Below are 26,255 nucleotides of genomic sequence, written 5' to 3'. Positions count from 1 at the left end.
CCAGTTCGACCGCCGCGACGGCGAAGGGCTCGAACGGATCCGGGGACGGATACGGCGGCGGCGGGGCATACCGGTTCTCGGTGTAGCTCCACAACCGGCCCCGCCGCGACAACGGCACCTGAGCCAGCTCATCACCCTCACACCCGGGATTCGGGCAATTATCGGCCCGCGGCGGGAACACAAACGTCCCGCACAGATGACACTTACCACCGATCAGATACGGATCCCCCGACCCATCCGTGGCGAACCACCCGTCGATCGCAGGTTGCGTAGAAGCTGACACGCGGGTCAGCGTACCGAGTCCGGCCGGGAAACTGAAACGTGTTCCAGTTTCGTGTCGTCCGGTCAGTTCCCGGCGGCGCGTCCGCTCATCGAGCGGGCCGGCGCGATGATTGCGGCGACGGGCGCAGCTGCTGTCGGCCCAGATGCCTAGAGTGATGTCCGTGAGCCCTGCCAAGACTGCATCGGAGACCAGAGCCGGTAAACCGGAGGCCGGCGCCAAGCCCACCCTGATGCTGCTGGACGGCAACTCGCTGGCCTTCCGGGCGTTCTACGCGCTGCCCGCCGAGAACTTCAAGACCCAGGGCGGGTTGACCACCAACGCGGTGTACGGGTTTACCGCCATGCTGATCAACCTGCTGCGCGACGAGCAGCCCAGCCACATCGCAGCCGCGTTCGACGTGTCCCGGCAGACGTTCCGCAAGGACAAATACCCGGACTACAAAGAGGGCCGCTCGGCGACGCCCGACGAATTCCGCGGCCAGATCGACATCACCAAAGAGGTGCTCGGCGCGCTGGGAATCACGGTGCTGGCCGAGCCCGGTTTCGAGGCCGACGACATCATCGCGACGCTGGCGACGCAGGCCCAGAGCGAAGGGCACCGCGTGCTGGTGGTCACCGGCGACCGCGACGCGCTGCAACTGGTCAGCGACGACGTCACGGTGCTGTATCCGCGCAAGGGCGTCAGCGAGTTGACGCGGTTCACCCCCGAGGCCGTCCAGGAGAAGTACGGGCTGAGCCCCGCGCAGTACCCGGACTTCGCGGCGCTGCGCGGCGACCCGAGCGACAACCTTCCCGGCATTCCCGGGGTCGGCGAGAAGACGGCGACGAAATGGATCGCCGAGTACGGCTCGTTGCAGTCGCTGGTCGACAACGTCGACAAGGTCAAGGGCAAGGTCGGCGACGCGCTGCGCGCGCACCTGTCCAGCGTCGTGCTCAACCGCGAGCTCACCGAGCTTGTCAAGGACGTTCCGCTGGCGCAGACCCCCGACGCGCTGCGCATGCAACCCTGGAACCGCGACCAGATTCACCGCCTGTTCGACGATCTCGAGTTCCGTGTCCTGCGCGACCGGCTCTTCGACACGCTGGCCTCGGCCGATCCCGAGGTCGACGAGGGGTTCGAGGTCCGCGGTGAGGCGCTGGAACCCGGCACGCTGGCCGGCTGGCTGACCGAGCACAGCGACGGCCGGCGCTTCGGACTGGCCGTGGTCGGCAACCACCTCGCCTTCGACAGCGACGCGACCGCGCTGGCGATCGTCGCCTCAGGCGGCGACGGGCGCTACATCGACACCGCCCGTCTCGGTCCCGAGGACGAGAAGGCGCTGGCGTCCTGGTTGGCTGATCCAGAAGTGCCGAAGGCGCTGCACGAGGCCAAGCTTGCGATCCACGACCTGCAGGGGCGGGGCTGGACGTTGGCAGGGGTCACCTCCGACACCGCTCTGGCCGCGTACCTGGTTCGTCCCGGGCAGCGCAGTTTCGCCCTCGACGATCTGTCGCTGCGCTACCTCAAACGTGAACTGCGTGCGGACAACCCTGAGCAACAACAGCTTTCGCTTCTCGACGACGGTGACGGTGTCGACGACCAGGCTGTGCAGACCTTGCTGCTGCGTGCCAGCGCGGTGACCGACCTCGCCGATGCGCTCGACGAGGAACTCGCGCGCATCGACTCCACAGCGCTGCTGGGCAACATGGAGCTGCCGGTGCAGCGGGTGCTGGCAGAGCTCGAGACCGCGGGCATCGCCGTCGATCTGGAGATGCTGTCGGGGCTGCAAAGTGAGTTCGCGGCCCAGATCCGCGACGCTGCCGAGGCGGCCTATGCCGTGATCGGCAAGCAGATCAACCTGGGCTCACCGAAGCAGCTGCAGGTCGTGCTGTTCGACGAGCTGGAGATGCCGAAGACGAAGCGGACCAAGACCGGTTACACCACGGACGCGGACGCGCTGCAGTCGCTGTTCGACAAGACCGGGCATCCTTTCCTGCAGCATCTGCTGGCTCACCGCGACGCGACCCGACTGAAGGTCACCGTCGACGGGCTGCTCAACGCGGTCGCCTCCGACGGCCGGATTCACACCACGTTCAACCAGACGATCGCGGCCACCGGGCGGTTGTCCTCGACGGAACCGAACCTGCAGAACATCCCGATCCGCACCGAGGCGGGGCGCCGGATCCGGGACGCGTTTGTGGTCGGCAAGGGCTACGGCGAGTTGATGACTGCCGACTACAGCCAGATCGAAATGCGGATCATGGCTCACCTCTCCCGGGACGAAGGTCTCATCGAGGCGTTCAACACCGGCGAGGATCTGCACTCGTTCGTCGCCTCCCGGGCGTTCTCGGTGCCGATCGACGAGGTCACCGCCGAGTTGCGGCGCCGGGTCAAGGCAATGTCCTACGGACTGGCCTACGGGCTGAGCGCCTACGGGCTCTCACAGCAGCTCAAGATCTCCACCGAAGAGGCCAAGGAACAGATGGAGCAGTACTTCGCCCGGTTCGGCGGGGTGCGGGACTACCTGCGCGACGTGGTGGACCAGGCCCGCAAGGATGGCTACACCTCGACCGTGTTCGGTCGTCGGCGCTATCTGCCCGAGCTCGACAGCAGCAACCGGCAGGTGCGTGAGGCCGCCGAACGCGCCGCGCTCAACGCGCCCATCCAGGGCAGCGCCGCAGACATCATCAAGGTCGCGATGATCAACGTGGACCGGGCGATCAAAGACGCAGGTCTGTCGTCACGCATGCTGCTGCAGGTGCACGACGAGCTTCTGTTCGAGGTTGCCGACGGCGAGCGCGACCAGCTCGACGCGCTGGTGCGCGAGCAGATGGGCAGCGCCTATCAGCTCGACGTGCCGTTGGAGGTGTCCGTCGGCTACGGCCGCAGCTGGGATTCCGCGGCGCATTAGCCGGACCCGTGCGGTCGACGCGGCTTCCGCTCAGGCCACGGCATTATGTAGGGTTGCATACATAATTGGCGGAAGGATCGTGCATGCCGAAACACTCGTTCGGGGCGGCGATCGAACTCGAACCCACCGAGTCGAGGGGAGTGCTGCGCGGACACACCAGCCCGGATTGGGCGAACATGGTCGGCCCGTTCGGCGGGGTGACCGCCGCCGCGCTGCTGCGTGCCGTCCAATTGCAGCCCGACCGCGCCGGTGACCCCGTCGCGTTGACGGTGAACTTTGTGGCGCCTGTGCTCGACGGTGAATTCGACATCGCCACCAAGCCCGTGCGCACCAACCGCACCAATCAGCACTGGCTGATCGAGTTGTCGCAGGAAGGTTCGATCAGGACCAACGCCACCGCGGTGTTCGGGTTCCGCCGAGACACCTGGTCGGACACCGAGCGACAGCCACCTTCGGCGCCCGCCCCGGAGGACATCGTGCCGACCGGTCTGCCCGAGATGGTGGTGTGGGCCGGCAATTACGACATGCGCTACGTCGAGGGCGCCGTCCCCGGGCCGGACGGCGGGCCGGTGGACTCGTCGACCACCACGTTGTGGGTGCGGGACCGGCAGGGGCGCGCCGTGGACTTCCCGTCCCTGGCCGCGCTCAGCGACATCTTCTACCCGCGGGTGTTCCTGCGTCGCGGCGCGCTGTGTCCGGCCGGAACCATCTCGTTGACCACCTATTTCCATGTCGACGCGGATGAACTGTCCGCGGTCGACGGCGAATTCGTGCTGTGCCGGTCCCGTGCGAACCGGTTCGCGCGCGGCTACTTCGACCAGTCGGGCGAGATCTGGAGCAGGTCGGGCGACCTGCTGGTCACCACCCACCAGGTCGTCTACTTCAAGACCTAGGAAGACCTAGGCCACTGCGGCGCGTGGGTCCGGAAACCCGCCATCCGCTGTAGCGCCGGAGACGCCGACCTGGCGGCATGCACGGCATGGGTGTCCTCGTACAGCAGCGCCGTCACCCGGTCGTCGCCGAAGCCGCGATCGATGCGATCGCGGACGAAAGCCAGTCCGGCGACTTCGTGGGCGAACCGCTTGACCGACTTACCGGCCTCCTTTCCGCCGAAGCGGGTGGCCTCGGCGACGGCCTGCTTGCGGGTCCCCATCGACCCCAACCATGTGGCCTCGTTCGGCGTGACGACGCCCGCGGAAACCATCCCGGGGAGCTTCTCGGTGACGATGCGCTGCTCTCGACGCCGGCTGTTGACCGCCAGGGCGATCGCAAGTGCGAATACCGGCATCATCCAGAACACGTACATCCCGAAGTACGCGCCGGTGCCCAGCAGCGACGAGCCATTCCACATCGCATGCAGCGCGACCGCCCCCGCGTAACCCAGCAGGATGCAGCCGGCCTTTCCGGCGCCGCTGCGTCGCTGCAGCGCGAACCAGACGCCGAGCGCGAACAGCGTGGTGAACAGCGAATGCGCGAACGGCCCCATGACCAGCCGCAGCGCCGCGGTCACCAGAGAGTCCGCCAGCGACTCACCGTTGGCGATGTAGAGAATGTCTTCCAGCCAGGCGAAGCCGGCCCCGACCAGCCCGGCGTACACCAGGCAGTCGGTCAGCGAATTCATCTCGTTGCGTCTGGCGCCGGTCATCATCAGCAGCAGGAACAGTCCCTTGGCGGCCTCCTCGGTGACCGGTGCGCCGATGACCAGCGTGAATGGGCTGACGCCGGTCGCGTCGGGATCCACCGCGGGATTGAGCCACGCGTCCAGAAAGATCTGCAGGAGCGCCGAGACGACGACCGCCACCGACGTGCCCCAGATGAACGCCAGCAGAAGTAGTCGCGGTGGCTCAGGCTCGAAGCGGTCCAGCCACAGATAGGCCAGCACCACCACGGCCATCGCCACGCTGGACAGCACGAACCCGATCGCGGTCCCGACCGGGTTGGCCAGTGTCAGCAGGATGACGATCAGCCCCGCCAGGGTGCCCAGCGCGATGAGCAGGCCCAACGGTGCGCCGACCGTGCGGACTCGACGCGCGAACGGCGCTCCGAGATGACGGAATCGGTGAGGCCCCCCAGGAGCGCCGGCGTACGCCACGACAGCAGGGTAGCGGGTCAGGGGAGGCGGGTTTGTCCTGCATGGACCCAGTCGAGTAGCCTCGACGTGTACCTGTGTGTGCGATTCGCGGGTGCCGCCAACAAAACACTCATCTGTCCCTACGATTAAACCTGTCCGGAGCAACCCACCACATGCCAAGTCCCTCCGTCACTTCCCCGCAGGTAGCCGTCAACGACATCGGCTCCGCGGAAGACTTCCTCGCCGCCATCGACAAGACCATCAAGTACTTCAACGATGGCGACATCGTCGAAGGGACCATCGTCAAGGTGGACCGCGACGAGGTCCTGCTCGACATCGGTTACAAGACTGAAGGCGTCATCCCTTCCCGTGAGCTGTCCATCAAGCACGACGTCGACCCCAATGAGGTTGTGTCCGTCGGCGACGAGGTCGAAGCTCTGGTCCTCACCAAGGAGGACAAGGAAGGCCGCCTGATCCTGTCCAAGAAGCGCGCTCAGTACGAGCGGGCCTGGGGCACCATCGAAGAGCTCAAGGAAAAGGACGAGGCCGTCAAGGGCACCGTCATCGAGGTCGTCAAGGGCGGCCTGATCCTCGACATCGGCCTGCGCGGCTTCCTGCCCGCCTCGCTGGTGGAGATGCGTCGCGTCCGCGATCTGCAGCCGTACATCGGCAAGGAGATCGAGGCAAAGATCATCGAGCTCGACAAGAACCGCAACAACGTGGTGCTGTCCCGCCGCGCCTGGCTGGAGCAGACCCAGTCCGAGGTGCGCAGCGAGTTCCTCAATCAGCTGACCAAGGGCGCCATCCGCAAGGGTGTGGTGTCCTCGATCGTCAACTTCGGCGCGTTCGTCGATCTCGGCGGTGTCGACGGTCTGGTGCACGTCTCCGAGCTGTCCTGGAAGCACATCGACCACCCGTCCGAGGTCGTCCAGGTGGGCGACGAGGTCACCGTCGAGGTGCTCGACGTCGACATGGATCGGGAGCGGGTTTCGTTGTCGCTCAAGGCGACCCAGGAAGACCCGTGGCGTCACTTCGCCCGCACCCACGCGATCGGTCAGATCGTTCCGGGCAAGGTCACCAAGTTGGTGCCGTTCGGTGCGTTCGTCCGCGTCGAGGAGGGCATCGAAGGCCTGGTGCACATCTCGGAGCTGTCCGAGCGTCACGTCGAGGTGCCCGACCAGGTGGTCCAGGTCGGCGACGACGCGATGGTCAAGGTCATCGACATCGACCTGGAGCGTCGCCGGATCTCGCTGAGCCTCAAGCAGGCCAACGAGGACTACTCCGACGAGTTCGAGGCCTGGAAGTACGGCATGGCCGACAGCTACGACGACCAGGGCAACTACATCTTCCCCGAGGGCTTCGACGCCGACACCAACGAGTGGCTCGAAGGCTTCGAGAAGCAGCGTGACGAGTGGGAGGCGCGGTACGCCGAGGCCGAGCGCCGCCACAAGATGCACACCGCGCAGATGGAGAAGTTCGCCGCTGCCGAGGCCGCCGAGGCGGCCAAGCCGGTCGCCAACGGATCGTCGCGGTCCGAGGAGTCGACGGGTGGCTCGCTGGCCAGCGATGCTCAGCTCGCCGCCCTGCGGGAGAAGCTCGCAGGCAACGCCTGACAATTCCGATCGAAGGCCCCGGCTCCGTGGAGTCGGGGCCTTCGTCGTCTCCGGATCCGACAGGTGCACGTATCGCTTTTTGACAATGATTTTCATTAACGTGTTGGATCGTGCCCATGACGACAACCCGACTGTTCGCTGTCCTGTCCGCGGCCCTTCTCGGTGCCGGCTGCGCCACGCCGGAGAGTGCGCCGCCCATCGAGCAGTCCGAATCGCGCGTTCCGGCCGCACAGACCGAGGAGTCGTCACCGACGCCGCGCCTGGCGTTGAGCTATGACGGGGGAGTGCTGGTTCTCGACGCGGCCACGCTGCAGCAGATCGCCGACATCCCGCTGGACGGGTTCGTCCGGCTCAACGCCGCCGCCAACGGACGCCACGTCCTGGTCTCCCAGGCCGACGGCTTCGCGGTGCTCGACATGGGGACCTGGACGGACGCGCACGGTGATCACGGGCACCACTACACCGCCGAACCCGCGTTGACCGACCTGCGGTTCGGCGGTGACGAGCCCGGCCACGTCGTCGCGCACGACGACCGGCTGACCCTGTTCAGCGACGGCACCGGGGCCGTCGACGTGGTTGACCCGCACGCGCTGCTCGACGGCGACGGGGACGCCGAAAATGTGCTGACGACAAGTCCGCATCACGGAGTCGCGGTGGCGCGACAGGACGGCACCGTGGTCGTCAGCGTCGGTGACGAGCGCGGGCGCACCGGCCTGGAGACCCTCGACGCGGCGGGAACCCGGATCGCCGCGACCGATGAGTGCCCGGGTCTGCACGGCGAGGCGGCGGCGGCCGGCGGAGTGCTGACGTTCGGCTGCGAGGACGGCCTGCTCATCGTGCGCGGCAACGACATTCAGAAGGTCTCCAGCCCAGATCCCTACGGCCGCATCGGAAACCAGGCCGGCAGCGAGGAATCCCCGGTCGTTCTCGGTGACTACAAGACCGAGCCCGAAGCCGACATCGAACGGCCGCAACGGTTCACGCTGACCGACACCGCGACGGGCTCGTTGCGCGTGATCCCGCTGGAGGCCAGCTACAGCTTCCGTTCCCTGGACCGCGGCCCCGAAGGGGAGGCCGTGATCCTGGGCACCGATGGTGCCCTGCATGTGTTCGATCCGGTCAGTGCGCAGCGCATCGGGTACTTCCCGGCGATCGGGGCGTGGACCGAGCCCGACGAGTGGCAGTCTCCGATGCCGAACCTGCACGTCCAGGACGGCGTGGCCTACGTCAGCGATCCGCACGCACGGCGTCTGGTCGCAATCGACCTCGCGAACGGTTCGGTGGTCGCCGATACCGCGCTGAGCCACCGGCCGGTCGAGCTGACGGGGGTCGAAGGCTGACGGCACGGCCTGACACACTGATGCAGTGCTGCGCATTGGGTTGACCGGAGGAATCGGGGCGGGCAAGTCGACGGTGTCGGCGACGTTCAGCGAGCTCGGCGGGATCGTCGTGGACGGCGACGTGATCGCCCGCGAGGTGGTCGAACCGGGGACCCCCGGCCTGGCCAAATTGGTCGACGCGTTCGGCGAGCAGATCCTGCTGCCCGACGGCGCATTGAACCGGCCGGCGCTGGCGGCGATCGCGTTCAGCGACCAGGACAAGCGGGCCACGCTGAATGGGATCGTGCATCCCCTTGTGGGACAACGCCGTTCGGAGCTGATCGAGGCCGCCGCGCACGATGCCGTGATCGTCGAGGACATCCCCCTGCTGGTCGAATCGCAGATGGCGCCGATGTTCCCGCTGGTGGTGATCGTGCACGCCGACGAGGACGTGCGGGTCAAACGCCTGATCGAGTACCGCAATTTCTCCGAGGAGGACGCCCGGGCGCGCATCGCGGCACAGGCCACCGAAGAACAGCGCCGCGTCGTGGCCGACGTCTGGCTGGACAACTCGGGCAGCGCCGGCGAACTCGTGGAGAAGGCCCGCGCGTTGTGGCATGAGCGCATCCAGCCGTTCGCCCGCAACCTCGAGGCGGGCACCCCGGCGTCATCGGCGCCGCAGCTGGTCCCGGCCGACCCGCAGTGGCCGGCGCAGGCGCAACGGATCCTGGCCCGGTTGCGGACCGCCTGCGGTCACCGCGCCTCGCGGGTGGACCACATCGGCTCGACCGCGGTACCAGGCCTGGACGCCAGGGACGTGATCGACGTGCAGGTGACCGTGCCGTCTCTGGAGGTCGCCGACGAACTCGCCGAGGCGATGCGGGGCGCCGGGTATGTGCCCACCTCGGTCACCTCCGATGTCGGCAAGCCCGACGGGCGCAGCACCGTGGCCGAATTCGACCACTCCGACAGCGCCGACCGGTGGGGCAAGCGGTTGTACTGCTCGGCCGACCCGGGACGCCCGACCAACGTGCACGTGCGGGTGGACGGCTGGCCCAACCAGCAGTTCGCCCTGCTGTTCGTCGATTGGCTGAAAGCCAACCCCGCTGCTCAGTCCGAGTACCTCGAGCTCAAGCAGGGCGTCACCGCGCGGGAGCATCCGACCACGGGGGCCTACGCCGACGCGAAGGAGCCGTGGTTCCTCGACAATTACCGCCGGGCCTGGGAGTGGGCGCAGGCCACCGGCTGGCGGCCGTCGGGCTAGGGAGCGTCCGCAACCGCCGGCTCGGCGGGCGCAGGCGACCCGCCATCGATCGGAAGGTTCAACGGTGCACCGCACTGCAGGACCCCGTAGAGCGGATCGTCTTTCGGCCGGAACAGTCGCGGCGCGATGAACTGATCGGCCTTCGCCACGATCTGATCGTCCACGAGGATCTCGCAGTGCAGGTTCGATCCGTACGGCCACTCGATCGACAGCTCCATGCCCGCCTTTGCGGGATCGGCGAGCACGGCGTTGATCTCGAAGGTCTGGCCGGGCAGCAGCGTGGGCTGCGCGCTGTTGACGTTCTCGTCGTCCATCCGGTACGCGACCACCGCGCCCCGAGAGGTGCCGTCGGCGCGGGCCCGGTAGAGGACGTTGTGAAGCACCTCCGGCTCGGCCGGGGCCGGCTGGATCTCGGTGGCGGGGTCCTGCGGTTGAGCCGAGGCGACCGGGGCCGCCAGCACGGCGGCCACCAGGGCGGCGGCGGTCGTAACAGCGGTCCGCGTGCGCGGGGCGGCAACCATGAAACGAGAGATTACCGTCCGTCTTTGCTCGGTCGCATACACAGTCATGGCCATCGGAATCAAGATCGCAGGCGCACCCGCGACCGTTACAGACCGCGCCAGGTCAACGGCATCCCGAGCCCGGACAACCACCGGTCGAGGTCGTAGTCGTGTCGGGCCAGCGCCTCGACGGTGGTGACCGCCGTGCGGATCGCACGTTCGCCGGCCTGCCGGTCGAGCAGCCCTTCGGCGAGTGCGGTGGCCAACTCGTCGATGTCGCTGACCTGCACGTCCTGTCCGGTGCGCACCACGAGGTCGACATAGTGGTCTGTCCCCTCCCAGCAGGTCGGGCCCGGGCGGTAGACGCCGACATCGAGATAGAAGTCCTGATCACGCTCGTGCCCCGGGTTGAAATGGAACACCGTCACCCGCAGATCGAGGGTGGGCAGCATCCACGACTCCAGGTAGTGGAACTGAGCACGCCCGGGTGCCGGCCGGGCCATGTACAGCCCCCACGGCCGAACGGTGTACCGCTCGACCGCCCGGACGATGCCCTTGGGGTCGGTGTTGGTGCCGGCCGCAAGGTCGAAGGTCTCGTGCTTGGGAGGGTGGATGCCGACCAGGATAAGCGCAGGCGGCTGCTGGTCGCGTGCTGCAGGAACAGAACGTGTCGGTATCAGGTTCTACCCTGGTGAAATGGCTTTTGCGACCGAACACCCAGTGCTTGCGCACTCGGAGTACCGCCCCGTGGACGAGATCGTCCGCACCGGCAGGCGCTTCGAGGTGGTCAGCGAATACGAGCCCGCCGGCGATCAGCCCGCCGCCATCGACGAGCTGGAACGCCGCATCCGGGCGGGGGAGAAGGACGTGGTGCTGCTGGGCGCCACCGGCACCGGTAAGTCGGCGACCACCGCCTGGCTCATCGAACGGCTTCAGCGTCCCACCCTGGTGATGGCGCCGAACAAGACGCTGGCCGCGCAGCTGGCCAACGAGTTGCGGGAGATGCTGCCCAACAACGCCGTCGAGTACTTCGTCTCCTACTACGACTACTACCAACCCGAGGCGTACATCGCGCAGACCGACACCTACATCGAGAAGGACAGCTCGATCAACGACGACGTGGAGCGCCTACGCCACTCGGCGACGTCGAACCTGCTGTCCCGCCGCGACGTGGTGGTGGTCGCGTCGGTCTCGTGCATCTACGGTCTGGGCACCCCGCAGTCCTATCTGGACCGCTCGGTCGAGCTCAAGGTCGGCGACGAGGTGCCGCGCGACGACCTGCTGCGGCTGCTGGTCGACGTGCAGTACACCCGCAACGACATGGCGTTCACCCGCGGTACCTTCCGGGTCCGGGGCGACACCGTCGAGATCATCCCGTCCTACGAAGAGCTCGCGGTGCGCATCGAGTTTTTCGGCGACGAGATCGAAGAGCTGTACTACCTGCACCCGCTCACCGGCGACATCATCCGCAAGGTCGACTCGCTGCGGATCTTCCCGGCCACCCACTACGTCGCCGGACCCGAGCGCATGGCCCAGGCCATCGCAAGCATCGAACAGGAACTCGAGGAGCGCCTGGCCGAGCTGGAGGGGCAGGGCAAGCTGCTGGAGGCCCAGCGGCTGCGGATGCGCACCAATTACGACGTCGAGATGATGCGCCAGGTCGGCTTTTGTTCGGGCATCGAGAACTACTCGCGGCACATTGACGGCCGCGGTCCGGGCACCGCGCCCGCCACGTTGATCGACTACTTCCCCGAGGACTTCCTCCTCGTCATCGACGAGTCCCATGTGACCGTGCCGCAGATCGGCGGCATGTACGAGGGCGACATGTCCCGCAAGCGCAACCTCGTGGACTTCGGATTCCGGCTGCCGTCGGCGGTGGACAACCGTCCGCTGACCTGGGAGGAGTTCGCCGACCGGATCGGTCAGACCGTGTACCTGTCGGCGACGCCCGGTTCCTACGAGCTCAGCCAGGCCGACGGTGAGTTCGTCGAGCAGGTCATCCGTCCGACCGGGTTGGTCGACCCCCAGGTCATCGTCAAGCCGACCAAGGGCCAGATCGACGACCTGATCGGTGAGATCCGCAAGCGGACCGAACGTGACGAGCGCGTGCTCGTGACGACACTGACCAAGAAGATGGCCGAGGACCTGACGGACTATCTGCTGGAGATGGGGATCCGCGTTCGCTACCTGCACTCGGAGGTCGACACCCTGCGTCGGGTGGAGCTGCTGCGTCAGCTGCGCCTCGGTGAGTACGACGTGCTGGTCGGCATCAACCTGTTGCGAGAGGGTCTCGACCTGCCGGAGGTGTCCCTGGTGGCGATCCTCGATGCCGACAAGGAGGGGTTCCTGCGGTCGCCGCGCAGCCTGATCCAGACCATCGGTCGTGCGGCGCGAAATGTCTCCGGCGAGGTGCACATGTACGCCGACAAGGTGACCGATTCGATGAAGCAGGCCATCGACGAGACCGAGCGCCGCCGCGCCAAGCAGATCGCCTACAACACCGAGCACGGCATCGATCCGAAGCCGTTGCGCAAGAAGATCGCCGACATCCTTGACCAGGTGTACCGGGAGGCCGACGATACCGAGGCGGTGGAGGTCGGTGGCTCCGGCCGCAACGCGTCACGGGGCCGGCGCGCGCCCGGTGAACCGGGCCGTGCGGTGAGCGCCGGGGTGATCGAGGGCCGCGACACCTCCAACATGCCGCGCGCCGAGCTCGCCGACCTGATCAAGGATCTGACCGCGCAGATGATGGCCGCGGCACGAGACCTGCAGTTCGAGTTGGCGGCCCGCATCCGTGACGAGATCGCCGACCTGAAGAAGGAACTCCGTGGCATGGACGCCGCGGGTCTCAAATGACTTGATCTCAACCGCTGTTGAGGTCCTACGGTCGAGACCGTGACCGAGACCGAAACCGTGGTCGCAAACAGCTGGCGTGAACTGCTCGGCCCCAAGAACCTCGGTGCCTCGACGGTGCTCGCCGGTGGTGTTGCGTTGTACGCCACCAATGAGTTCCTGACCATCAGCCTGATGCCCAGTGCGGTGGCCGACATCGGCGGTTACCGGTTCTACGCGTGGGTGACGACGGTGTACCTGGTCGGGTCGGTGATGGCGGCGGCCACTGTGCATCCGGTGCTGATGCGTGTGGGGCCGCGGTCGGCATACCTGCTGGGCCTGACCGTGTTCGGGCTCGGCAGCCTCGGATGCGCTGCCGCGCCGGCCATGGAGTGGCTGCTCGTCGGACGCACCGTGCAGGGCGCCGCGGGCGGCCTGCTGGCCGGCCTCGGGTACGCGGTGATCAACACGGTGTTGCCGCGCGCGCTGTGGACCAAAGCGTCGGCACTCGTATCGGCGATGTGGGGGGTGGGCACGCTGGCCGGGCCGGCCGCCGGCGGCTTGTTCGCCCAATATGGTTCATGGCGTTGGGCTTTCGGTGTTCTGGTGGTGCTGACCACCGTGATGTCGGCGCTGCTGCCGCTGGCCCTGCCATCGCGTTCCGGCATCGCCGCGGCCGCTCGGCAGCCCTTCCGCGCGCCGCTGCAGTCGCTGATGCTGCTCGGTGCGGCCGCGCTGTCGGTCAGCGTTGCCGGGGTCGCGGACGATCCGCGGCTCACCGTGGCGTTGGTGGCCGTCGGTGTCGGCCTGGTGGTTGTGTTCGTCGTCATCGACAAGCGGGCCGGTGCTTCGGTGTTGCCGCCCAGTGCTTTCAAGCCGGGACCGCTGAAATGGATCTACCTGACGCTCGGCGCGCTGATGGCCGCGACGATGGTCGACATGTATGTGCCGCTGTTCGGTCAGCGGCTCGCGCATCTGACACCGGTGGCGGCCGGATTCCTGGGCGCCGGACTTGCGATCGGGTGGACGGTGAGCGAGATCGCTAGCGCTTCGCTGACGGGGCAGCGCACGGTCGCGGTCGCACCGCTGGTGATGGCCGCCGGGCTGATGATCTGCGCGGTGATCCAACGCGGCGACACCGGGCCGGTGCTGGTCGCGATCTGGGCAGTGGGTCTGATGATCAGCGGGGCGGGGGTGGGTATGGCGTGGCCGCATCTGTCGGCGTGGGCGATGAGCAAGGTGGACGATCCGGCCGAGGGGCCCGCGGCCGCGGCGGCGATCAACACCGTGCAGGTGATCTCGGCGGCGTTCGGTGCGGCGCTGGCCGGAGTCATTGCCAATCTGGCGAGCGCGGGCGACGCTGCCGCGGCGCGGTGGTTGTTCGGCGTCTTCGCCATGCTCGCCGCCGGCGCGACGGTGGCTTCGACCTTCAGTAGTCGCTCACGATCACGCTGATCCGAACTGTTCCCGCACCGACAGCGCACTGCGACACTCGTATTCAGTGCGGGTGTGGCTGAGTGGCTAGGCACCGGCCTGCAAAGCCGTTTACACGGGTTCGAATCCCGTCACTCGCTCGCATGAAGTATCCGTGGTCACCCGCCGGTTTACTTTACCAACCGGACGGTAAAGTAAACCGGTGACTTCGACCCCTCCGGTCCGCGGGCGCCCATCGTCGCTGACGAGCATCCTCGACACCGCCCGCGACCTGCTCGACGCCGGCACCCCGGTTTCCTTCGACTCCGTGGCGCAGGCGTGCGGGCTGACCAAGCCGGGACTGCTGTACCACTTTCCGACGAAGTCCGCGCTGATGGAGGCGTTGGTCGACCACATCGTGGACTCCCAGGAGCGGCAATTGGCCCATTGCCTCGACGTTCCACTCGACGCGGCGTCGCCGCGGCAACGCCTGAGCGCCTACCTGCGGTGGGCGCTGCTGACCCGGCATCGGCGGTCGGACCTGGTGATGCTCAGCGACCCGAAGACGGCCGACCGCATGCTCGCCCGCTGGACCGAGCGTTTTCACCCTTGGGTGCACGTCCCGTCCGGTCTGCCGCCGCAGGAGCGCGCCCGCCTGCATGCGGCGAGGATGCTCGCCGACGGTGCGTGGCTGTCCGATTCGTCCGCCACCTTCCCGCTCGCTGAACACGAACGGCCGCAGGTGCTTTCGCTGGCGCTTGAGTTGCTGGGGGAGAAGGCCTGATGACATGGCTGTACCTGGGACTGGCCATCGGCAGTGAGGTCGCGGCGACGCTGTCGCTCAAAGGGTCGGCCACCGCACCGGCGCTCTACATCGTCGTTGCGCTCGGCTACCTCGCGTCCTTCGTCTTTCTGGCGATTGTCCTCAAACGGGGGATGGGACTCGGTGTGGCGTACGCGATCTGGGGCGCCGCAGGTGTGGCGTTGACCGCGGTGCTGTCCGCGGTGCTCTTCGGCGAGGCACTCACGGCGGTCATGGGTGTCGGCCTGCTGTGCATCATCGGCGGCGTGGTGCTGGTCGAGACCGGCTCCCGGCATGAGGCGCAATGATGCAGTACCTCTTCCTGATCGCAGCCATCGCCAGCGAGGTCACCGGGACGCTCGCGTTGCGGGTCGCCGCCAGAGGGCGGTCGTCGTTCTACGCGATCGTGGCCGTCGGGTATGTGCTGGCCTTCACGCTGCTGTGGTTCTCGCTGCGCCACGGGATGCCCCTCGGTGTCGCCTACGGCATCTGGGCAGCGGCCGGGGTGGCGTTGACGGCGCTGGCGTCGAGATTGCTGTTCGATGAGCCGCTGAACCGGCGGATGATGGGCGGGATCGTACTCATCGCTGTCGGGGTGCTGCTGGTCGAGCTCGGATCCAGCCACTGAGCTGGGTGGCGCGATTATCCGCATGCTGACGGCAATGCACATTTTGTTGCAGCACGGAACGGCATCTATTGGATCACCGTTGCGTTGCCGTGTAGTTCAACTTTGCTAGAAGTGTGTCAGCGTTGTCGCGTGCGCGCATGCCAGGTGGTCCGATCGCTGTGTGTTGCGGTGGTGACGGCCTCGGCGCTGTCGGTCTCCACCGCGGCTGCTCCTGTTGCTGGGGCTGTGTCATGCCCTGATGTCGAGATCGTTTTCGCCCGCGGCACGAGTGACAAGCAGGGTTTCGGCCCGGTCGGGAGGGCGTTCGTCGATGCCGTGAAGAAGAAGCTGCTCGGGAAGAAGGTCTCGGCCTACGCGGTCAATTATCCGGCGAGCTGGAACTTCTCGAAGTCGACATCGGCCGGCGCGGTGGATGCCAACAAGCACGTGCAGTACGTGGCCGGCATGTGTCCCCAGACCAAGATCGTCCTCGGGGGGATGTCGCAGGGTGCCGGGGTCATCGACCTGATCACCATCGGTAACCGCAAGATCTGGTTCTTCACCCCCGCACCACTTCCCGACGCGATGGTCAACCACGTGGTCGCGGTTGCGGTGTTCGCCAACCCGTCTCGGGACCAGGCCATGCTCGGGCCGCTGACCGAGATCAGCCCGCAGTACGCGCACATGACGATCGACCTGTGCGCCGACGGAGACCCGTACTGCTCTCGTGGTAACAACATGTTTGCCCACTGGTCGTATCCGTGGAACGGAATGGTGAACGAGGCGGCGACTTTCGTCACGAATCGGGTTCTCGGCCGGGATTCGTGAGCGAATTTGCCGGATTTGCAACGGTTCTGGTCTGCGTAGATCGTCGGGTCACCATGCGAGGTCTGAGCGGTATCGGTTCGGTAACCGATCCGTCAATTGATCGTGATTCCCGCTAGGTTTTCACTACGGGTGGGGGCACCGTTGGAAGCACGAGGAAAGACGATGTCACCCATGGTCGACCGCATCGGCGTCGCTGCGCTCGCACTCAGCGTCATATGGCCGGCCATCTACTGCGCACCCGCTGCCGCCGAACCCAGCCCCGGCGTCCCGTGCCTGGAGATGGTGCAGCAGTTGGCCGCCGAACCGCCCAGCGTTCCCGAGACCCTCGACACCGCCGCCAACGCGCTGGGCAATGTTGTCCCCGAGGAGCCGCCGGCGATGCCGGCCATTCCCGTCGCCGATGTCGTGCACGGTGTCGCAGCGCTCGCGGCACCGGGTCCGCTGCCACCTCCGGTGGAGGCCGCTGCCGTCATTCACGCCGCGGCGGTGCCTGCGCCCCCCGCGGCCGCGTCCGTCCCCGTCGTGCCCGCGGTTCCCGTTGCGGCACCGCCGATTCCGGTAGTCGTCCCGCCGGCGGGGCCGCCGGTGGTGACTGCCGGTGCCCCACCGGTACCGCTCGCGGCGCCGGTGGAGTTGGCCGCGGTGGCGCCCGCGCCTGAGCCGGCGGCAGCCCTGCCGGTGGCTTCGGCGCCGGCGGTCGTCGAACCTGTTGCTGCAGCGCCACTTCCGGCCGTAGAGGCACCCGCTCCGGTATCGGCATCCGCCGAACCAGCAGTGCCACCGGCAATACCCGCGCCGGTTGCGGCGGCGCCGGCCGCCGACGCTGTGGTGCCCGCCGAATCGGCGCCGGTGCTGCATGCGGCGTCGGTACCCCCGGCGGCGCCCGGTCCCGTCGTCCCGGTCGTCCCGGTGCCCGCGGCGGCACCGGTGCCGGCGGCGCCTCTGGGTCTGCCGCCCGTGCCGTTGGGCGACGCGGTTCCTGCGTTGCCGCTGTTGCCCGCCACCCTGCCGGTCCCGCGTGACCTGGTCTGCGAGGGCACCGCGTGGTCGGCCGGTGCGCCACCGGGCGGCGAACCCGCACTGCAGGAGGTCGGGCCGAAGCGGAACCGCGAGCAATGGTGAGGCACGGCAATTCTCGTGGTGGCGCACTGTGTGATTGCTCGTCGTGTACCGGGCGTCACGTCACGTGCGTCGAGTGACGTTGCCTGCATGTGATGGAATGAAAACCGGGCAACTGCCATCGTTGTGTGGTGATTCGCACCCAGGTTCGCCTGCCAGCAGGCTACTGTCTCGGGTGGCGTTGCAACTGACCCTGGGAGGATATGGATGAGCGCCTATCAAACGGTGGTGGTTGGTACGGACGGATCTGATTCGTCGCTGCGTGCCGTGGACCGCGCCGGTCAGATCGCTGCCGGGGCGAACGCGAAGCTCATTGTCGCGACCGCCTACTTCCCTCAGAACGAGGACGCGCGCGCCGCGGACGTGCTCAAGGACGAGGGCTACAAGATGTCCGGCAACGCTCCGATCTACGCGATCCTGCGGGAGGCCCGCGACCGGGCCAAGGCCGCCGGTGCGCAGGACATCGAAGAGAAGGCGATCGTGGGAGCGCCGGTGGACGCGCTCGTCGATCTCGCCGAGGAGGTCAAGGCCGACCTGCTGGTCGTCGGCAACGTGGGCCTGAGCACGATCGCGGGCCGACTGCTCGGATCCGTTCCGGCCAACGTGGCGCGACGATCCAAGAGCGACGTGCTGATCGTGCACACCTCCTGACCTGGAACGAACGACTGATCTGGAACTAACGAGAAAGAACCCTGGGCCGGCACCGCCGGCCCAGGGTTCTTTTCATGTCGCAGATCAGGTGTTCGACGCCTTGGCGATCGCGGTGATGGCGGCGTCCAGCGCGGCGTTGAACTCGTCGTCGCTCTGCTGGGCGGTCAGCCCCTCGGTCAGCGCACGGGAGAAGCTGGCGATGACGCCCTGGTTGGCTGCGAGCTTGTCGCAGGCCTGATCCCGGTTGTAGCCGCCCGACAGCGCGACGACGCGCAGCACCTTCGGGTGCTCGACGAGCTCGCGGTAGAGATTGTCGACGTCCGGCAACGTCAGCTTCAGCATGACGGCCTGATCATCGCCCAGGCCGTCGAGCTCCTTGAGGATCGCGGCCTTCAGCTGTTCCTCGGCCTTGCCCTTCTCGGGGCTGTGGATGTCCACCTCCGGCTCGATGATCGGCACCAGGCCGGCGGCCAGGATCTGCCGTCCGATCTCGAACTGCTGCTTGACGACCTCCTCCAGGCCTGCGCCCGGGAGCTTGATCACCGACCGCATCTTGGTGCCGAAAACACCCTTGTCGCGGGCTCGGGCGAGCAGATCGTCAAGGCCGGGGATCGGCTTCATCACCTGAGCGCCGTCCTTCTCCTCAGCCAGGCCCTTGTCGACCTTCAGGAACGGGACGATCTGCTTGACGTTCCACAGGTAGTCGGCGGTGTCGCGGCCTTCGATCTGCCGGTCCATGGTGTCCTCGAAAAGGATGGCCCCGAGGATCCGGTCACCGTCGAAGCTCGGGCTGGTGATGATGCGGGTCCGCATCTGGTGCACCAGATCGAACATCTCGGCGTCACCGGAGTATGCGTCCTCGGCGATGCCGTAGAGCTTGAGCGCCTTGGGCGTGCTGCCACCGCTCTGGTCGAGTGCGGCAATGAACCCGGCCCCCCGTTTGGCCTTGCTGAACTGATCGCTGCTCATGATCCCTTCCTGAACCTTCTTCTCGATACCGCGGTCACCAACCGCGCTCGCGCCATTCGCCCAGACGGGGGCGTTCGGTCCCGAGCGTCGTGTCGTCGCCGTGTCCTGGATACACCACGGTCTGATCACCGAAGACGTCGAACACGCGCTCGGTGACATCGCCGAGAAGCTGTTCGAAGTCGCCTTCCTTCCAGGTCTTGCCGACACCGCCGGGGAACAGGCAGTCACCGGTGAACAGGTGCACCCTGCCGTCGGTGGCCGGCCCGCTCAGCGCCAGAGCCACCGATCCGGGTGTGTGGCCGCGCAGATGGATGACGTCGAAGTTCAATTGCCCAACGCTGAGGGTGTCGCCGCCGGACAGCAGTCGGTCCGGCTTCACCGGAAGCGGACCGGCGTCCAGGCTGTGCGCCGCCGTCGGAGCGTCGGTGCTGTCCACAATGTCCTTCAACGCCAGCCAGTGGTCCTGGTGCTGATGGCTGGTGACGATCAGCGACAGCGTCGGGGCGTGCTTGTCGATGAGCTCGAGCAGGATGCCCGCGTCGTTGGCGGCATCGATGAGTAACGTCTCACCGGTCTGGGAACAGGTGATCAGGTAGGCGTTGTTGTCCATAGGGCCCACCGACACCTTGATGATCGACGCGCCCGGAAGTGTGCGTCGCGCCGCTCGCTGGGGCTCGACGTGGCCCGTGTAGTTGTCGTCGACGACTGTCATGGGCACTCACGTTACTTCGTGCTCTCCGGGCAGCGTCGGCACCGTCGCAGAATGCGGCGGCGGCACCGTCGCAGAAGGCTTGTCGGTGATCAGACCTAGCATGGTTCTGTACTGCGCCCACGCACGAAACAGGGCCGAGAGACATTTGAGTATCAGAAGGGGCATCGGTGGCTGACCGCCTAGTTGTCAAGGGTGCCCGGGAGCACAATCTGCGCGGAGTCGACCTCGACCTGCCGCGCGACGCCATGATCGTGTTCACCGGGCTGTCGGGGTCGGGCAAGTCGTCGCTCGCCTTCGACACGATCTTCGCCGAGGGCCAGCGGCGCTACGTCGAATCGCTGTCGGCGTACGCCCGCCAGTTCCTCGGGCAGATGGACAAACCCGATGTCGACTTCATCGAGGGTCTCTCCCCGGCGGTGTCGATCGACCAGAAGTCCACCAACCGCAACCCGCGCTCGACGGTCGGCACCATCACCGAGGTGTACGACTACCTGCGTCTGCTGTATGCCCGCGCGGGCACCCCGCACTGCCCGGTGTGTGGCGAGCGGATCGCCAAGCAGACCCCGCAGCAGATCGTCGACCAGGTCCTCGCGATGGACGAGGGACTCCGGTTCCAGGTGCTCGCGCCGGTGGTGCGCACCCGCAAGGGCGAGTTCGTGGACCTGTTCGACAAGCTCAACACGCAGGGCTACAGCAGGGTGCGGGTCGACGGGGTGGTCTATCCGCTGAGCGAGCCACCGAAGCTGAAGAAGCAGGAAAAACACGACATCGAAGTGGTGGTGGACCGACTGACGGTCAAGGCGAGCGCCAAGCAGCGCCTGACCGACTCGGTGGAGACCGCGCTGAACCTCGCAGACGGCATCGTCGTGCTGGAGTTCGTCGACCGCGACGACGATCACCCGCACCGCGAGCAGCGCTTCTCGGAGAAGCTGGCCTGCCCGAACGGACACCCGCTGGCCGTCGACGATCTCGAGCCCCGGTCGTTCTCGTTCAACTCGCCCTACGGCGCGTGCCCGGAATGCCTGGGTCTCGGCATCCGCAAGGAGGTCGACCCTGACCTCGTGGTGCCCGATCCCGACCTGACCCTGGCCGAGGGGGCGATCGCGCCTTGGTCGATGGGCAACACCGCCGAGTACTTCACCCGGATGCTGTCCGGTTTGGGCGACCAACTTGGGTTCGACGTCAACACCCCCTGGAAGAAGCTGCCGGCCAAGGCGCGCCGGGCAATCCTGGAGGGCTGCGACGAACAGGTGCACGTCCGGTACAAGAACCGCTACGGACGCACCCGGTCGTACTACGCCGACTTCGAAGGCGTGATGGCGTTCCTGCACCGCCGCATGGAGCAGACCGACTCCGAGCAAACCAAGGAACGGCTCGAGGGTTTCATGCGTGACGTGCCGTGCCCGGAGTGCAACGGCACCCGCCTCAAACCGGAGATCCTCGCGGTGACGATGACCGCCGGGAAGTTCGGCCCGAAGTCCATCGCCGAGGTCGCCGAGCTGTCGATCGCCGAGTGCGCGGAGTTCCTCAACGCGCTGACCCTGGGGCGCCGGGAAGCCGCGATCGCCGGTCAGGTGCTCAAGGAGATCCAGTCCCGGCTCGGGTTCCTGCTCGACGTCGGGCTGGACTATCTGTCGCTGTCGCGCGCGGCGGGCACGCTTTCGGGCGGGGAGGCACAGCGCATCCGGCTGGCCACGCAGATCGGGTCAGGCTTGGTCGGCGTGCTCTACGTGCTCGACGAGCCTTCGATCGGTCTGCATCAGCGCGACAACCGCAGGCTGATCGACACCCTGGTCCGGCTGCGCGACCTGGGCAACACCCTGATCGTGGTGGAGCATGACCTCGACACCATCGCCCACGCCGACTGGGTGGTCGACATCGGGCCCGCGGCCGGCGAGCACGGCGGTCAGATCGTGCACAGCGGGCCCTACGAGGACCTACTGAAGAATCCGGATTCGATCACCGGTGCCTACCTGTCGGGCAAGGAACAGATCGAGGTGCCGGAGCTGCGCCGGGTGGTCGACAAGAAGCGCCAGCTCACCGTCGTCGGGGCGCGCGAACACAATCTGCGCGACATCGACGTGGCCTTCCCACTCGGAGTGCTCACCTCGGTGACGGGGGTGTCCGGATCGGGCAAGTCCACGCTGGTCAACGACATCCTGGCCTCGGTACTGGCCAACAAGCTCAACGGCGCCCGGCTGGTGCCGGGCCGGCACACCCGTATCAACGGACTCGACCACCTCGACAAGCTCGTCCGCGTCGACCAGTCTCCGATCGGGCGGACCCCGCGCTCCAACCCGGCGACCTACACCGGGGTGTTCGACAAGATCCGCACCCTGTTCGCCGCGACCACCGAAGCCAAGGTCCGCGGGTACCAGCCGGGCCGGTTCTCGTTCAACGTCAAGGGTGGCCGCTGTGAGGCATGCTCGGGCGACGGCACCATCAAGATCGAGATGAACTTCCTGCCCGACGTGTACGTCCCCTGCGAGGTGTGCCAGGGCGCTCGCTATAACCGCGAGACCCTGGAGGTGCACTACAAGGGCAAGACCATCGCCGAGGTGCTGGACATGTCGATCGAGGAGGCGGCCGAGTTCTTCGCGCCGATCAGTTCGATTCACAGGTACCTCAACACGCTGGTCGACGTCGGGCTGGGGTATGTCCGGCTGGGCCAACCCGCGCCCACGCTGTCTGGTGGCGAAGCCCAGCGCGTGAAGCTCGCCTCCGAACTGCAGAAACGTTCCACCGGCCGGACTATCTACATCCTCGACGAGCCGACCACGGGGCTGCACTTCGAGGACATCCGCAAGCTCTTGAAGGTGATCAACGGCCTGGTGGACAAGGGCAACACAGTGATCGTCATCGAGCACAATCTCGACGTGATCAAGACCTCCGACTGGGTCGTCGACATGGGGCCCGAAGGTGGTTCGGGTGGCGGCACCGTGGTCGCCACCGGCACGCCCGAGGATGTGGCCGCCAATCCGGACAGTTATACGGGGCATTTCCTGGCCGAGACGCTCGGGGTGGCTCGTCCCACGCTGAAGCCGAAGCCGAAGTCGCGCAACCGGAGCAAGGTCAGCGCCTGACCGTGCCCAGCGCTGTGACCATCCGGCCCGCGGGGCCGGGCGACGTGGAAGCCATCGGCGCGATCTACACCCACTACGTGGAAACGGGCGTGGCGACGTTCGAAATGGATCCACCGGAACCGGACGACCTGGCGCGCCGCATGGCGGCGGTGACCGGCGCCGGCCTGCCCTACGTTGCCGCCGTCGCGGACGGTGAGGTGCTCGGTTTCGCCTACTGCGCACCATGGAAGACCCGCCGTGCCTACCGCTTCACGGTCGAGGACTCCGTCTACGTCGCGCCCGCCGCGGCGGGTCGAGGTGTCGGCGGAGCCATGCTGGACAGGCTCCTCGACGACTGCGCGGCAGCCGGGATCCGGCAGGTGATCGCCGTCATCGTGGACGCTGATGCGCATGCGTCGCTGACCCTCCACCGCCGGCGCGGCTTCACCGAGGCCGGACGGTTGTCGGCGGTCGGGTTCAAACACGGCAGATGGCTGGACACCATCCTGCTTCAGCGGACGCTGTCTGAGCCCGCGTGACCCTTGCTCGCGGGGGACGGGAACCGCGGATTCACCCGCACCCCGCTCAGCCATTCCGTCAGCGCATCGGCACGGTCTGAAAGTGCTTTGCGTACTTGGCTTCCCACGTCTTCGAGCAGCACCAGCTGTACCCGCCCGTCCGCGTCTTGGCGCCACGCACCGACAATGCGCCCGTCCACCCACACTGTGGGGCCGCCGTTGCCGTTGCGGTCGAACACGCTGTCACGGTGCGGCCCGAGATACCAGGCGCGTTCCGCCCATCCCATCGTCGTGACGTCCAGTGCGGGCAACAGCGCACACCAGGGGGCCGCGGTGGCGACAGGTTCGTCGTCTCCTGGCAGGACGTATCCAGGCACACCGTCCAGGTCGACCTCGACGGCGTCGAGGTCGGCCAGGGCCTGCCGGGCCCAGCCGAGGGTGGTGCCGAACCACCACTTGACGTCGGTGACGGTGGCAGGTCCGAAGGCGTACAACCATCGGCGGACGAGTGCGGCCCGCGCCCGCTCGGGCAGCATCGGTTCGGTCGGGGCCAGCCACTGCCGGGCCTGAACCCACCGGGGCCGCGAGGTGGTCCAGCCGCCGTCGTTGGGGCCGCGCACGATGTCGCCCCGCGCGGAGAGCACGGTCAGCACCCGCGGTGCCAGGTGGCCTTCCCCGCCGTACGCCTTGCCCGGGGCGGGGTTGTGAGTTCCGGTCAGCTCGGGAAGTGCTTCCCGTAGCTGCCGCGCCGTGCACGGTCCGGCCTCGTGCAGATACCGAATCACCGCCGCACAGGCGGTCTCGAGCCATTGCCGGCCGTCGTCTGCCACGCCCGCCTTCTCGACGTCGAGAGCCAGTCGGCGGGCTTCGTTGCCGGCGACGCGCACGCCGGCTGCCGATTGCACGGCCGGCAGGTCGTCCGGACGGATCACCCACAGCGTCCGGCGCATCGCGAGGTGCTTGATCAGCGAGCGCTGTTCGTAGAGTGCGGCGTTCAGATGGGCGACGCGGTATCCGGGCACCCTGCTCCACAGCGACAGGTGAGGAGTGGCCGGGTCGGTGGCGTGCAGCCCGACCAGCCGGCCGGTAACCGCCTCGGCCGTCGCCGGCGCGTCCGGTTGGGGGACCAGCAGATGACGGACGGCGAGCCGGGCGCGCCGCTCGTCGAGTGTGATAGACCGCATCGAGGTCGAACGGTACCGCCAGGGGCCGACACCTTGATGAGAGCGCGGCTACTTCTCGTCCGGCTCCGGCGCCATCGATTCCCGGATCTGGGCGAGCCGCTCGGCGGCCGCGCGCTGGCGCGCGTCGTACTGATCCTCGACGGCGCGTCCCTCCGGCGTCTCCGAGGCGAGTTCGGCAGAGCCGATCGAGGTCGCATACCGCGTCTCGATCTTTTCGCGAACGGAATCGAAGGTCGGCACCCCGTCCGAGGTGTAACCCGTTTCGGGTTCGCCGCTGGGAATGTCCGGCATGGTCCCCACGCTACCCGCGGACTGTCCCGGGCAGGTCCACTTGCGGCGCCGACGGGGTTCCGATCCTGCCCGCGAGCCAGGGCAGCGCGGCGGTGAACGCCGTCGAGGCGAACGGCCAGTCGTGATTTCCCGGCTGACTCACCACCGCACAGCCGATCCCCGCCGAGTGACCGAGCGCGCACAGCGAATTTGCGGCCACCGCCTGGGCATTGGGTTTCGGATCCCCGGCCACGCCGACGGCGTCGTTGACGTCGAACCAGCCGGCCACGCCGCGGTAGGGGCCGTGCCGGGTGATCACCGCCGCCGGATCGAACTCCGCGTACGCGGCGGCGTCGCCCCCGAAGAGACGGTCGATCGTCTCGGCCTGGGTGCCGGCGTTGGGTGCGGCGTCACCGGCGATGTCGACGAACGTGCCGAACACGTCGGGGTGCATGACGGCCAGATCGACTGCGCAGGTGCCGCCCATCGACCATCCGACGACACCCCAGTTCGCGCCGACACCGAACCTGGACTTGACGTACGGCACGACATCGCCGACGAGGTGGTCGGCGGCGTTGCCGCGGGTGCCGTTGACGCATTCGGTGTCGTTGTTGAACGTCCCGCCCGGATCGACGAACACGACCACCGGTGCGTCACCGCCGTGCGCGGCGGCGAAGTCGTCGAGCGTCTTGACCGCGCCGCCGGCGCGCATCCAGTCGGCCGGGGTGTTGAACTCGCCGCCGATCATCATCACTGCCGGCAGCGCCGGGGCAGGATCAGTGGCAAACCATGCGGGAGGCAGGTAGACGAACTCCTGCCGATGCTTGAAAGCCGATGCGCTGCCTGGGATGTCGACGGCGACCACACTGCCCTTGATCGGGACATGGTGCCGGCTCGCCATCGCCGCGACCGTGACCTGGTCGGTCTGGTCGGGCAACGGTTCCGCGGTGAGCTGGTTCCATGCGGTCTGCACGGTGGGGAAGTAGCCCACCCACAGGTTCAACACCAACGCCGTGGAGAGCACGCACAGCGGCAGGGCCAGCGCGGCCGCGCCCCGGCGCCACCACCCCGCCCCGCGCCAGCCCGCCACCAACACACCGAAAGTGAAGCCGGACAACGCGATCCATACCCAGAAGGTGCGCGGTGCCGGATTGGTGTCGTCGGCGACCCCGGCCGACCTGATATAGCAGTACACCGCGAACGCGAGCACCGCCCCGATCAGCGCCGACCACGGCACCCACACCATGCGCCACCGCCGGTTCCGCCACCCGACCGCGGTGATCACGGCGACGAGCGTCAGGGTCTGCACCGCCACCGGCAACCAACCGTGCATCAACGTCACGACATC

At 67.4% G+C, this 26,255-nt stretch carries 24 protein-coding genes and 1 tRNA gene; 16 read left to right on the top strand and 9 right to left on the bottom strand.

The features are described from left to right. Positions 1-283: Zn-ribbon domain-containing OB-fold protein (locus ACXMYJ_RS20030; RefSeq protein ID WP_460358648.1), on the bottom strand; the 283-nt coding region annotated here is incomplete at its 3' end. A gap of 154 nt (positions 284-437) precedes the next feature. Here ACXMYJ_RS20030 and polA point away from each other — a divergent pair. Then, positions 438-3,173, top strand: coding sequence for a DNA polymerase I (polA, locus tag ACXMYJ_RS20025; RefSeq protein WP_460358646.1), 2,736 nt, complete (start codon positions 438-440; stop codon positions 3,171-3,173). Between the two features lie 83 nt (positions 3,174-3,256). Next, positions 3,257-4,066: an acyl-CoA thioesterase gene (locus ACXMYJ_RS20020; protein WP_443186623.1), complete on the top strand. Its 810-nt coding sequence runs from the start codon at positions 3,257-3,259 to the stop codon at positions 4,064-4,066. Here the strand turns inward: ACXMYJ_RS20020 and ACXMYJ_RS20015 are convergent. Beyond that, positions 4,063-5,265, bottom strand: coding sequence for a PrsW family intramembrane metalloprotease (locus tag ACXMYJ_RS20015; RefSeq protein WP_460358644.1), 1,203 nt, complete (start codon positions 5,263-5,265; stop codon positions 4,063-4,065). The genes ACXMYJ_RS20020 and ACXMYJ_RS20015 overlap by 4 nt on opposite strands. A 152-nt stretch (positions 5,266-5,417) precedes the next feature. On the opposite strand from ACXMYJ_RS20015, the gene rpsA reads away from it, so the two are divergent. From rpsA to coaE, 3 genes are all read left to right on the top strand, one after another. Beyond that, positions 5,418-6,857 (top strand): 30S ribosomal protein S1, encoded by a 1,440-nt coding sequence (gene rpsA / locus ACXMYJ_RS20010; protein WP_260752338.1) that lies wholly within the window; start codon positions 5,418-5,420, stop codon positions 6,855-6,857. Positions 6,858-6,973: 116 nt separating this feature from the next. Continuing rightward, a complete protein-coding gene (gene aztD / locus ACXMYJ_RS20005; protein WP_260752339.1) occupies positions 6,974-8,197 on the top strand; it encodes a zinc metallochaperone AztD in 1,224 nt (407 codons plus the stop codon). A 25-nt stretch (positions 8,198-8,222) separates the two neighbouring features. Next, positions 8,223-9,440, top strand: coding sequence for a dephospho-CoA kinase (gene coaE, locus ACXMYJ_RS20000; protein ID WP_260752346.1), 1,218 nt, complete (start codon positions 8,223-8,225; stop codon positions 9,438-9,440). On the opposite strand, the gene ACXMYJ_RS19995 is transcribed toward coaE, so the two are convergent. Together ACXMYJ_RS19995 and ACXMYJ_RS19990 are read right to left on the bottom strand one after the other, a co-directional pair. Then, positions 9,437-9,961 (bottom strand): hypothetical protein, encoded by a 525-nt coding sequence (locus ACXMYJ_RS19995; protein ID WP_260752347.1) that lies wholly within the window; start codon positions 9,959-9,961, stop codon positions 9,437-9,439. The genes coaE and ACXMYJ_RS19995 overlap by 4 nt on opposite strands. A gap of 86 nt (positions 9,962-10,047) precedes the next feature. Next, positions 10,048-10,554 (bottom strand): ribonuclease FAU-1 family protein, encoded by a 507-nt coding sequence (locus tag ACXMYJ_RS19990; RefSeq protein ID WP_260758103.1) that lies wholly within the window; start codon positions 10,552-10,554, stop codon positions 10,048-10,050. Between the two features lie 82 nt (positions 10,555-10,636). Here ACXMYJ_RS19990 and uvrB point away from each other — a divergent pair, with 82 nt between their 5' ends. The 9 genes from uvrB to ACXMYJ_RS19945 all read left to right on the top strand — a co-directional run bounded on the left by uvrB (position 10,637) and on the right by ACXMYJ_RS19945 (position 18,192). Beyond that, positions 10,637-12,796 (top strand): excinuclease ABC subunit UvrB, encoded by a 2,160-nt coding sequence (gene uvrB, locus ACXMYJ_RS19985; RefSeq protein WP_260752348.1) that lies wholly within the window; start codon positions 10,637-10,639, stop codon positions 12,794-12,796. Between the two features lie 39 nt (positions 12,797-12,835). Continuing rightward, positions 12,836-14,227, top strand: a complete 1,392-nt coding sequence (locus tag ACXMYJ_RS19980; protein ID WP_460358640.1) for an MFS transporter — start codon at positions 12,836-12,838, stop codon at positions 14,225-14,227. A 48-nt stretch (positions 14,228-14,275) separates the two neighbouring features. After that, positions 14,276-14,346 (top strand) — tRNA-Cys (locus ACXMYJ_RS19975). Between the two features lie 62 nt (positions 14,347-14,408). Beyond that, positions 14,409-14,969, top strand: a complete 561-nt coding sequence (locus tag ACXMYJ_RS19970; protein WP_260752351.1) for a TetR/AcrR family transcriptional regulator — start codon at positions 14,409-14,411, stop codon at positions 14,967-14,969. Next, positions 14,969-15,295 (top strand): DMT family transporter, encoded by a 327-nt coding sequence (locus tag ACXMYJ_RS19965; protein ID WP_260752360.1) that lies wholly within the window; start codon positions 14,969-14,971, stop codon positions 15,293-15,295. Before ACXMYJ_RS19970 ends, ACXMYJ_RS19965 begins: the two co-directional genes overlap by 1 nt. Continuing rightward, positions 15,295-15,615 (top strand): DMT family transporter, encoded by a 321-nt coding sequence (locus ACXMYJ_RS19960; protein ID WP_260752361.1) that lies wholly within the window; start codon positions 15,295-15,297, stop codon positions 15,613-15,615. Before ACXMYJ_RS19965 ends, ACXMYJ_RS19960 begins: the two co-directional genes overlap by 1 nt. A 129-nt stretch (positions 15,616-15,744) precedes the next feature. After that, a complete protein-coding gene (locus ACXMYJ_RS19955) occupies positions 15,745-16,422 on the top strand; it encodes a cutinase family protein (RefSeq protein WP_260752362.1) in 678 nt (225 codons plus the stop codon). A gap of 162 nt (positions 16,423-16,584) precedes the next feature. Further along, the gene (locus ACXMYJ_RS19950; RefSeq protein WP_313901320.1) at positions 16,585-17,544 is read left to right on the top strand and encodes a hypothetical protein; all 960 of its coding nucleotides are present in this window, start codon (positions 16,585-16,587) and stop codon (positions 17,542-17,544) included. A 204-nt stretch (positions 17,545-17,748) separates the two neighbouring features. Further along, positions 17,749-18,192 carry a universal stress protein gene (locus ACXMYJ_RS19945; protein ID WP_260752366.1) on the top strand — a complete coding sequence of 148 codons (444 nt, stop codon included), beginning with the start codon at positions 17,749-17,751 and terminating at the stop codon, positions 18,190-18,192. An 84-nt stretch (positions 18,193-18,276) separates the two neighbouring features. Here the strand turns inward: ACXMYJ_RS19945 and ACXMYJ_RS19940 are convergent, their stop codons facing one another. Continuing rightward, the gene (locus ACXMYJ_RS19940; RefSeq protein WP_443186627.1) at positions 18,277-19,161 is read right to left on the bottom strand and encodes a fructose bisphosphate aldolase; all 885 of its coding nucleotides are present in this window, start codon (positions 19,159-19,161) and stop codon (positions 18,277-18,279) included. Positions 19,162-19,195: 34 nt separating this feature from the next. Beyond that, on the bottom strand, positions 19,196-19,873 hold the full coding sequence (locus ACXMYJ_RS19935; RefSeq protein ID WP_260752368.1) for an MBL fold metallo-hydrolase: 678 nt from the start codon (positions 19,871-19,873) through the stop codon (positions 19,196-19,198). Positions 19,874-20,040: 167 nt separating this feature from the next. Between ACXMYJ_RS19935 and uvrA the strand changes: the two genes are divergently transcribed. Then, a complete protein-coding gene (gene uvrA / locus ACXMYJ_RS19930; protein ID WP_260752370.1) occupies positions 20,041-22,956 on the top strand; it encodes an excinuclease ABC subunit UvrA in 2,916 nt (971 codons plus the stop codon). Positions 22,957-22,958: 2 nt separating this feature from the next. Then, positions 22,959-23,474: a GNAT family N-acetyltransferase gene (locus ACXMYJ_RS19925; protein ID WP_460358635.1), complete on the top strand. Its 516-nt coding sequence runs from the start codon at positions 22,959-22,961 to the stop codon at positions 23,472-23,474. On the opposite strand, the gene ACXMYJ_RS19920 is transcribed toward ACXMYJ_RS19925, so the two are convergent. Genes ACXMYJ_RS19920 through ACXMYJ_RS19910 form a run of 3 tightly spaced genes read right to left on the bottom strand, consistent with a single transcriptional unit; the run spans position 23,447 to position 26,240 of the window. Continuing rightward, on the bottom strand, positions 23,447-24,637 hold the full coding sequence (locus ACXMYJ_RS19920) for a winged helix DNA-binding domain-containing protein (protein WP_443186628.1): 1,191 nt from the start codon (positions 24,635-24,637) through the stop codon (positions 23,447-23,449). The two genes, ACXMYJ_RS19925 and ACXMYJ_RS19920, sit on opposite strands and share 28 nt — an antisense overlap. Before the next feature lie 48 nt (positions 24,638-24,685). Then, on the bottom strand, positions 24,686-24,928 hold the full coding sequence (locus ACXMYJ_RS19915; protein WP_260752379.1) for a PspA/IM30 family protein: 243 nt from the start codon (positions 24,926-24,928) through the stop codon (positions 24,686-24,688). A gap of 10 nt (positions 24,929-24,938) precedes the next feature. Further along, entirely contained in the window at positions 24,939-26,240 is a 1,302-nt protein-coding gene (locus tag ACXMYJ_RS19910; protein ID WP_460358653.1) for an alpha/beta hydrolase, read from the bottom strand. Between the last annotated feature and the right edge of the window lie 15 nt (positions 26,241-26,255).

The organism is Mycobacterium sp. ZZG, assembly GCF_054786995.1.
This window is presented reverse-complemented; position numbering and strand designations above follow the sequence as displayed.

What these genes read in the sequence shown, in the direction of transcription:
- polA (WP_460358646.1), top strand. Translation starts at nt 438, where the DNA reads ATGTCCGTGAGCCCTGCCAAGACTGCATCGGAGACCAGAGCCGGTAAA.
- ACXMYJ_RS20020 (WP_443186623.1), top strand. Translation starts at nt 3,257, where the DNA reads ATGCCGAAACACTCGTTCGGGGCGGCGATCGAACTCGAACCCACCGAG.
- rpsA (WP_260752338.1), top strand. Translation starts at nt 5,418, where the DNA reads ATGCCAAGTCCCTCCGTCACTTCCCCGCAGGTAGCCGTCAACGACATC.
- aztD (WP_260752339.1), top strand. Translation starts at nt 6,974, where the DNA reads ATGACGACAACCCGACTGTTCGCTGTCCTGTCCGCGGCCCTTCTCGGT.
- ACXMYJ_RS19995 (WP_260752347.1), bottom strand. Translation starts at nt 9,961, where the DNA reads ATGGTTGCCGCCCCGCGCACGCGGACCGCTGTTACGACCGCCGCCGCC.
- uvrB (WP_260752348.1), top strand. Translation starts at nt 10,637, where the DNA reads ATGGCTTTTGCGACCGAACACCCAGTGCTTGCGCACTCGGAGTACCGC.
- ACXMYJ_RS19965 (WP_260752360.1), top strand. Translation starts at nt 14,969, where the DNA reads ATGACATGGCTGTACCTGGGACTGGCCATCGGCAGTGAGGTCGCGGCG.
- ACXMYJ_RS19960 (WP_260752361.1), top strand. Translation starts at nt 15,295, where the DNA reads ATGCAGTACCTCTTCCTGATCGCAGCCATCGCCAGCGAGGTCACCGGG.
- ACXMYJ_RS19950 (WP_313901320.1), top strand. Translation starts at nt 16,585, where the DNA reads ATGTCACCCATGGTCGACCGCATCGGCGTCGCTGCGCTCGCACTCAGC.
- ACXMYJ_RS19945 (WP_260752366.1), top strand. Translation starts at nt 17,749, where the DNA reads ATGAGCGCCTATCAAACGGTGGTGGTTGGTACGGACGGATCTGATTCG.
- ACXMYJ_RS19940 (WP_443186627.1), bottom strand. Translation starts at nt 19,161, where the DNA reads ATGAGCAGCGATCAGTTCAGCAAGGCCAAACGGGGGGCCGGGTTCATT.
- ACXMYJ_RS19935 (WP_260752368.1), bottom strand. Translation starts at nt 19,873, where the DNA reads ATGACAGTCGTCGACGACAACTACACGGGCCACGTCGAGCCCCAGCGA.
- ACXMYJ_RS19920 (WP_443186628.1), bottom strand. Translation starts at nt 24,637, where the DNA reads ATGCGGTCTATCACACTCGACGAGCGGCGCGCCCGGCTCGCCGTCCGT.
- ACXMYJ_RS19915 (WP_260752379.1), bottom strand. Translation starts at nt 24,928, where the DNA reads ATGCCGGACATTCCCAGCGGCGAACCCGAAACGGGTTACACCTCGGAC.
- ACXMYJ_RS19910 (WP_460358653.1), bottom strand. Translation starts at nt 26,240, where the DNA reads ATGCACGGTTGGTTGCCGGTGGCGGTGCAGACCCTGACGCTCGTCGCC.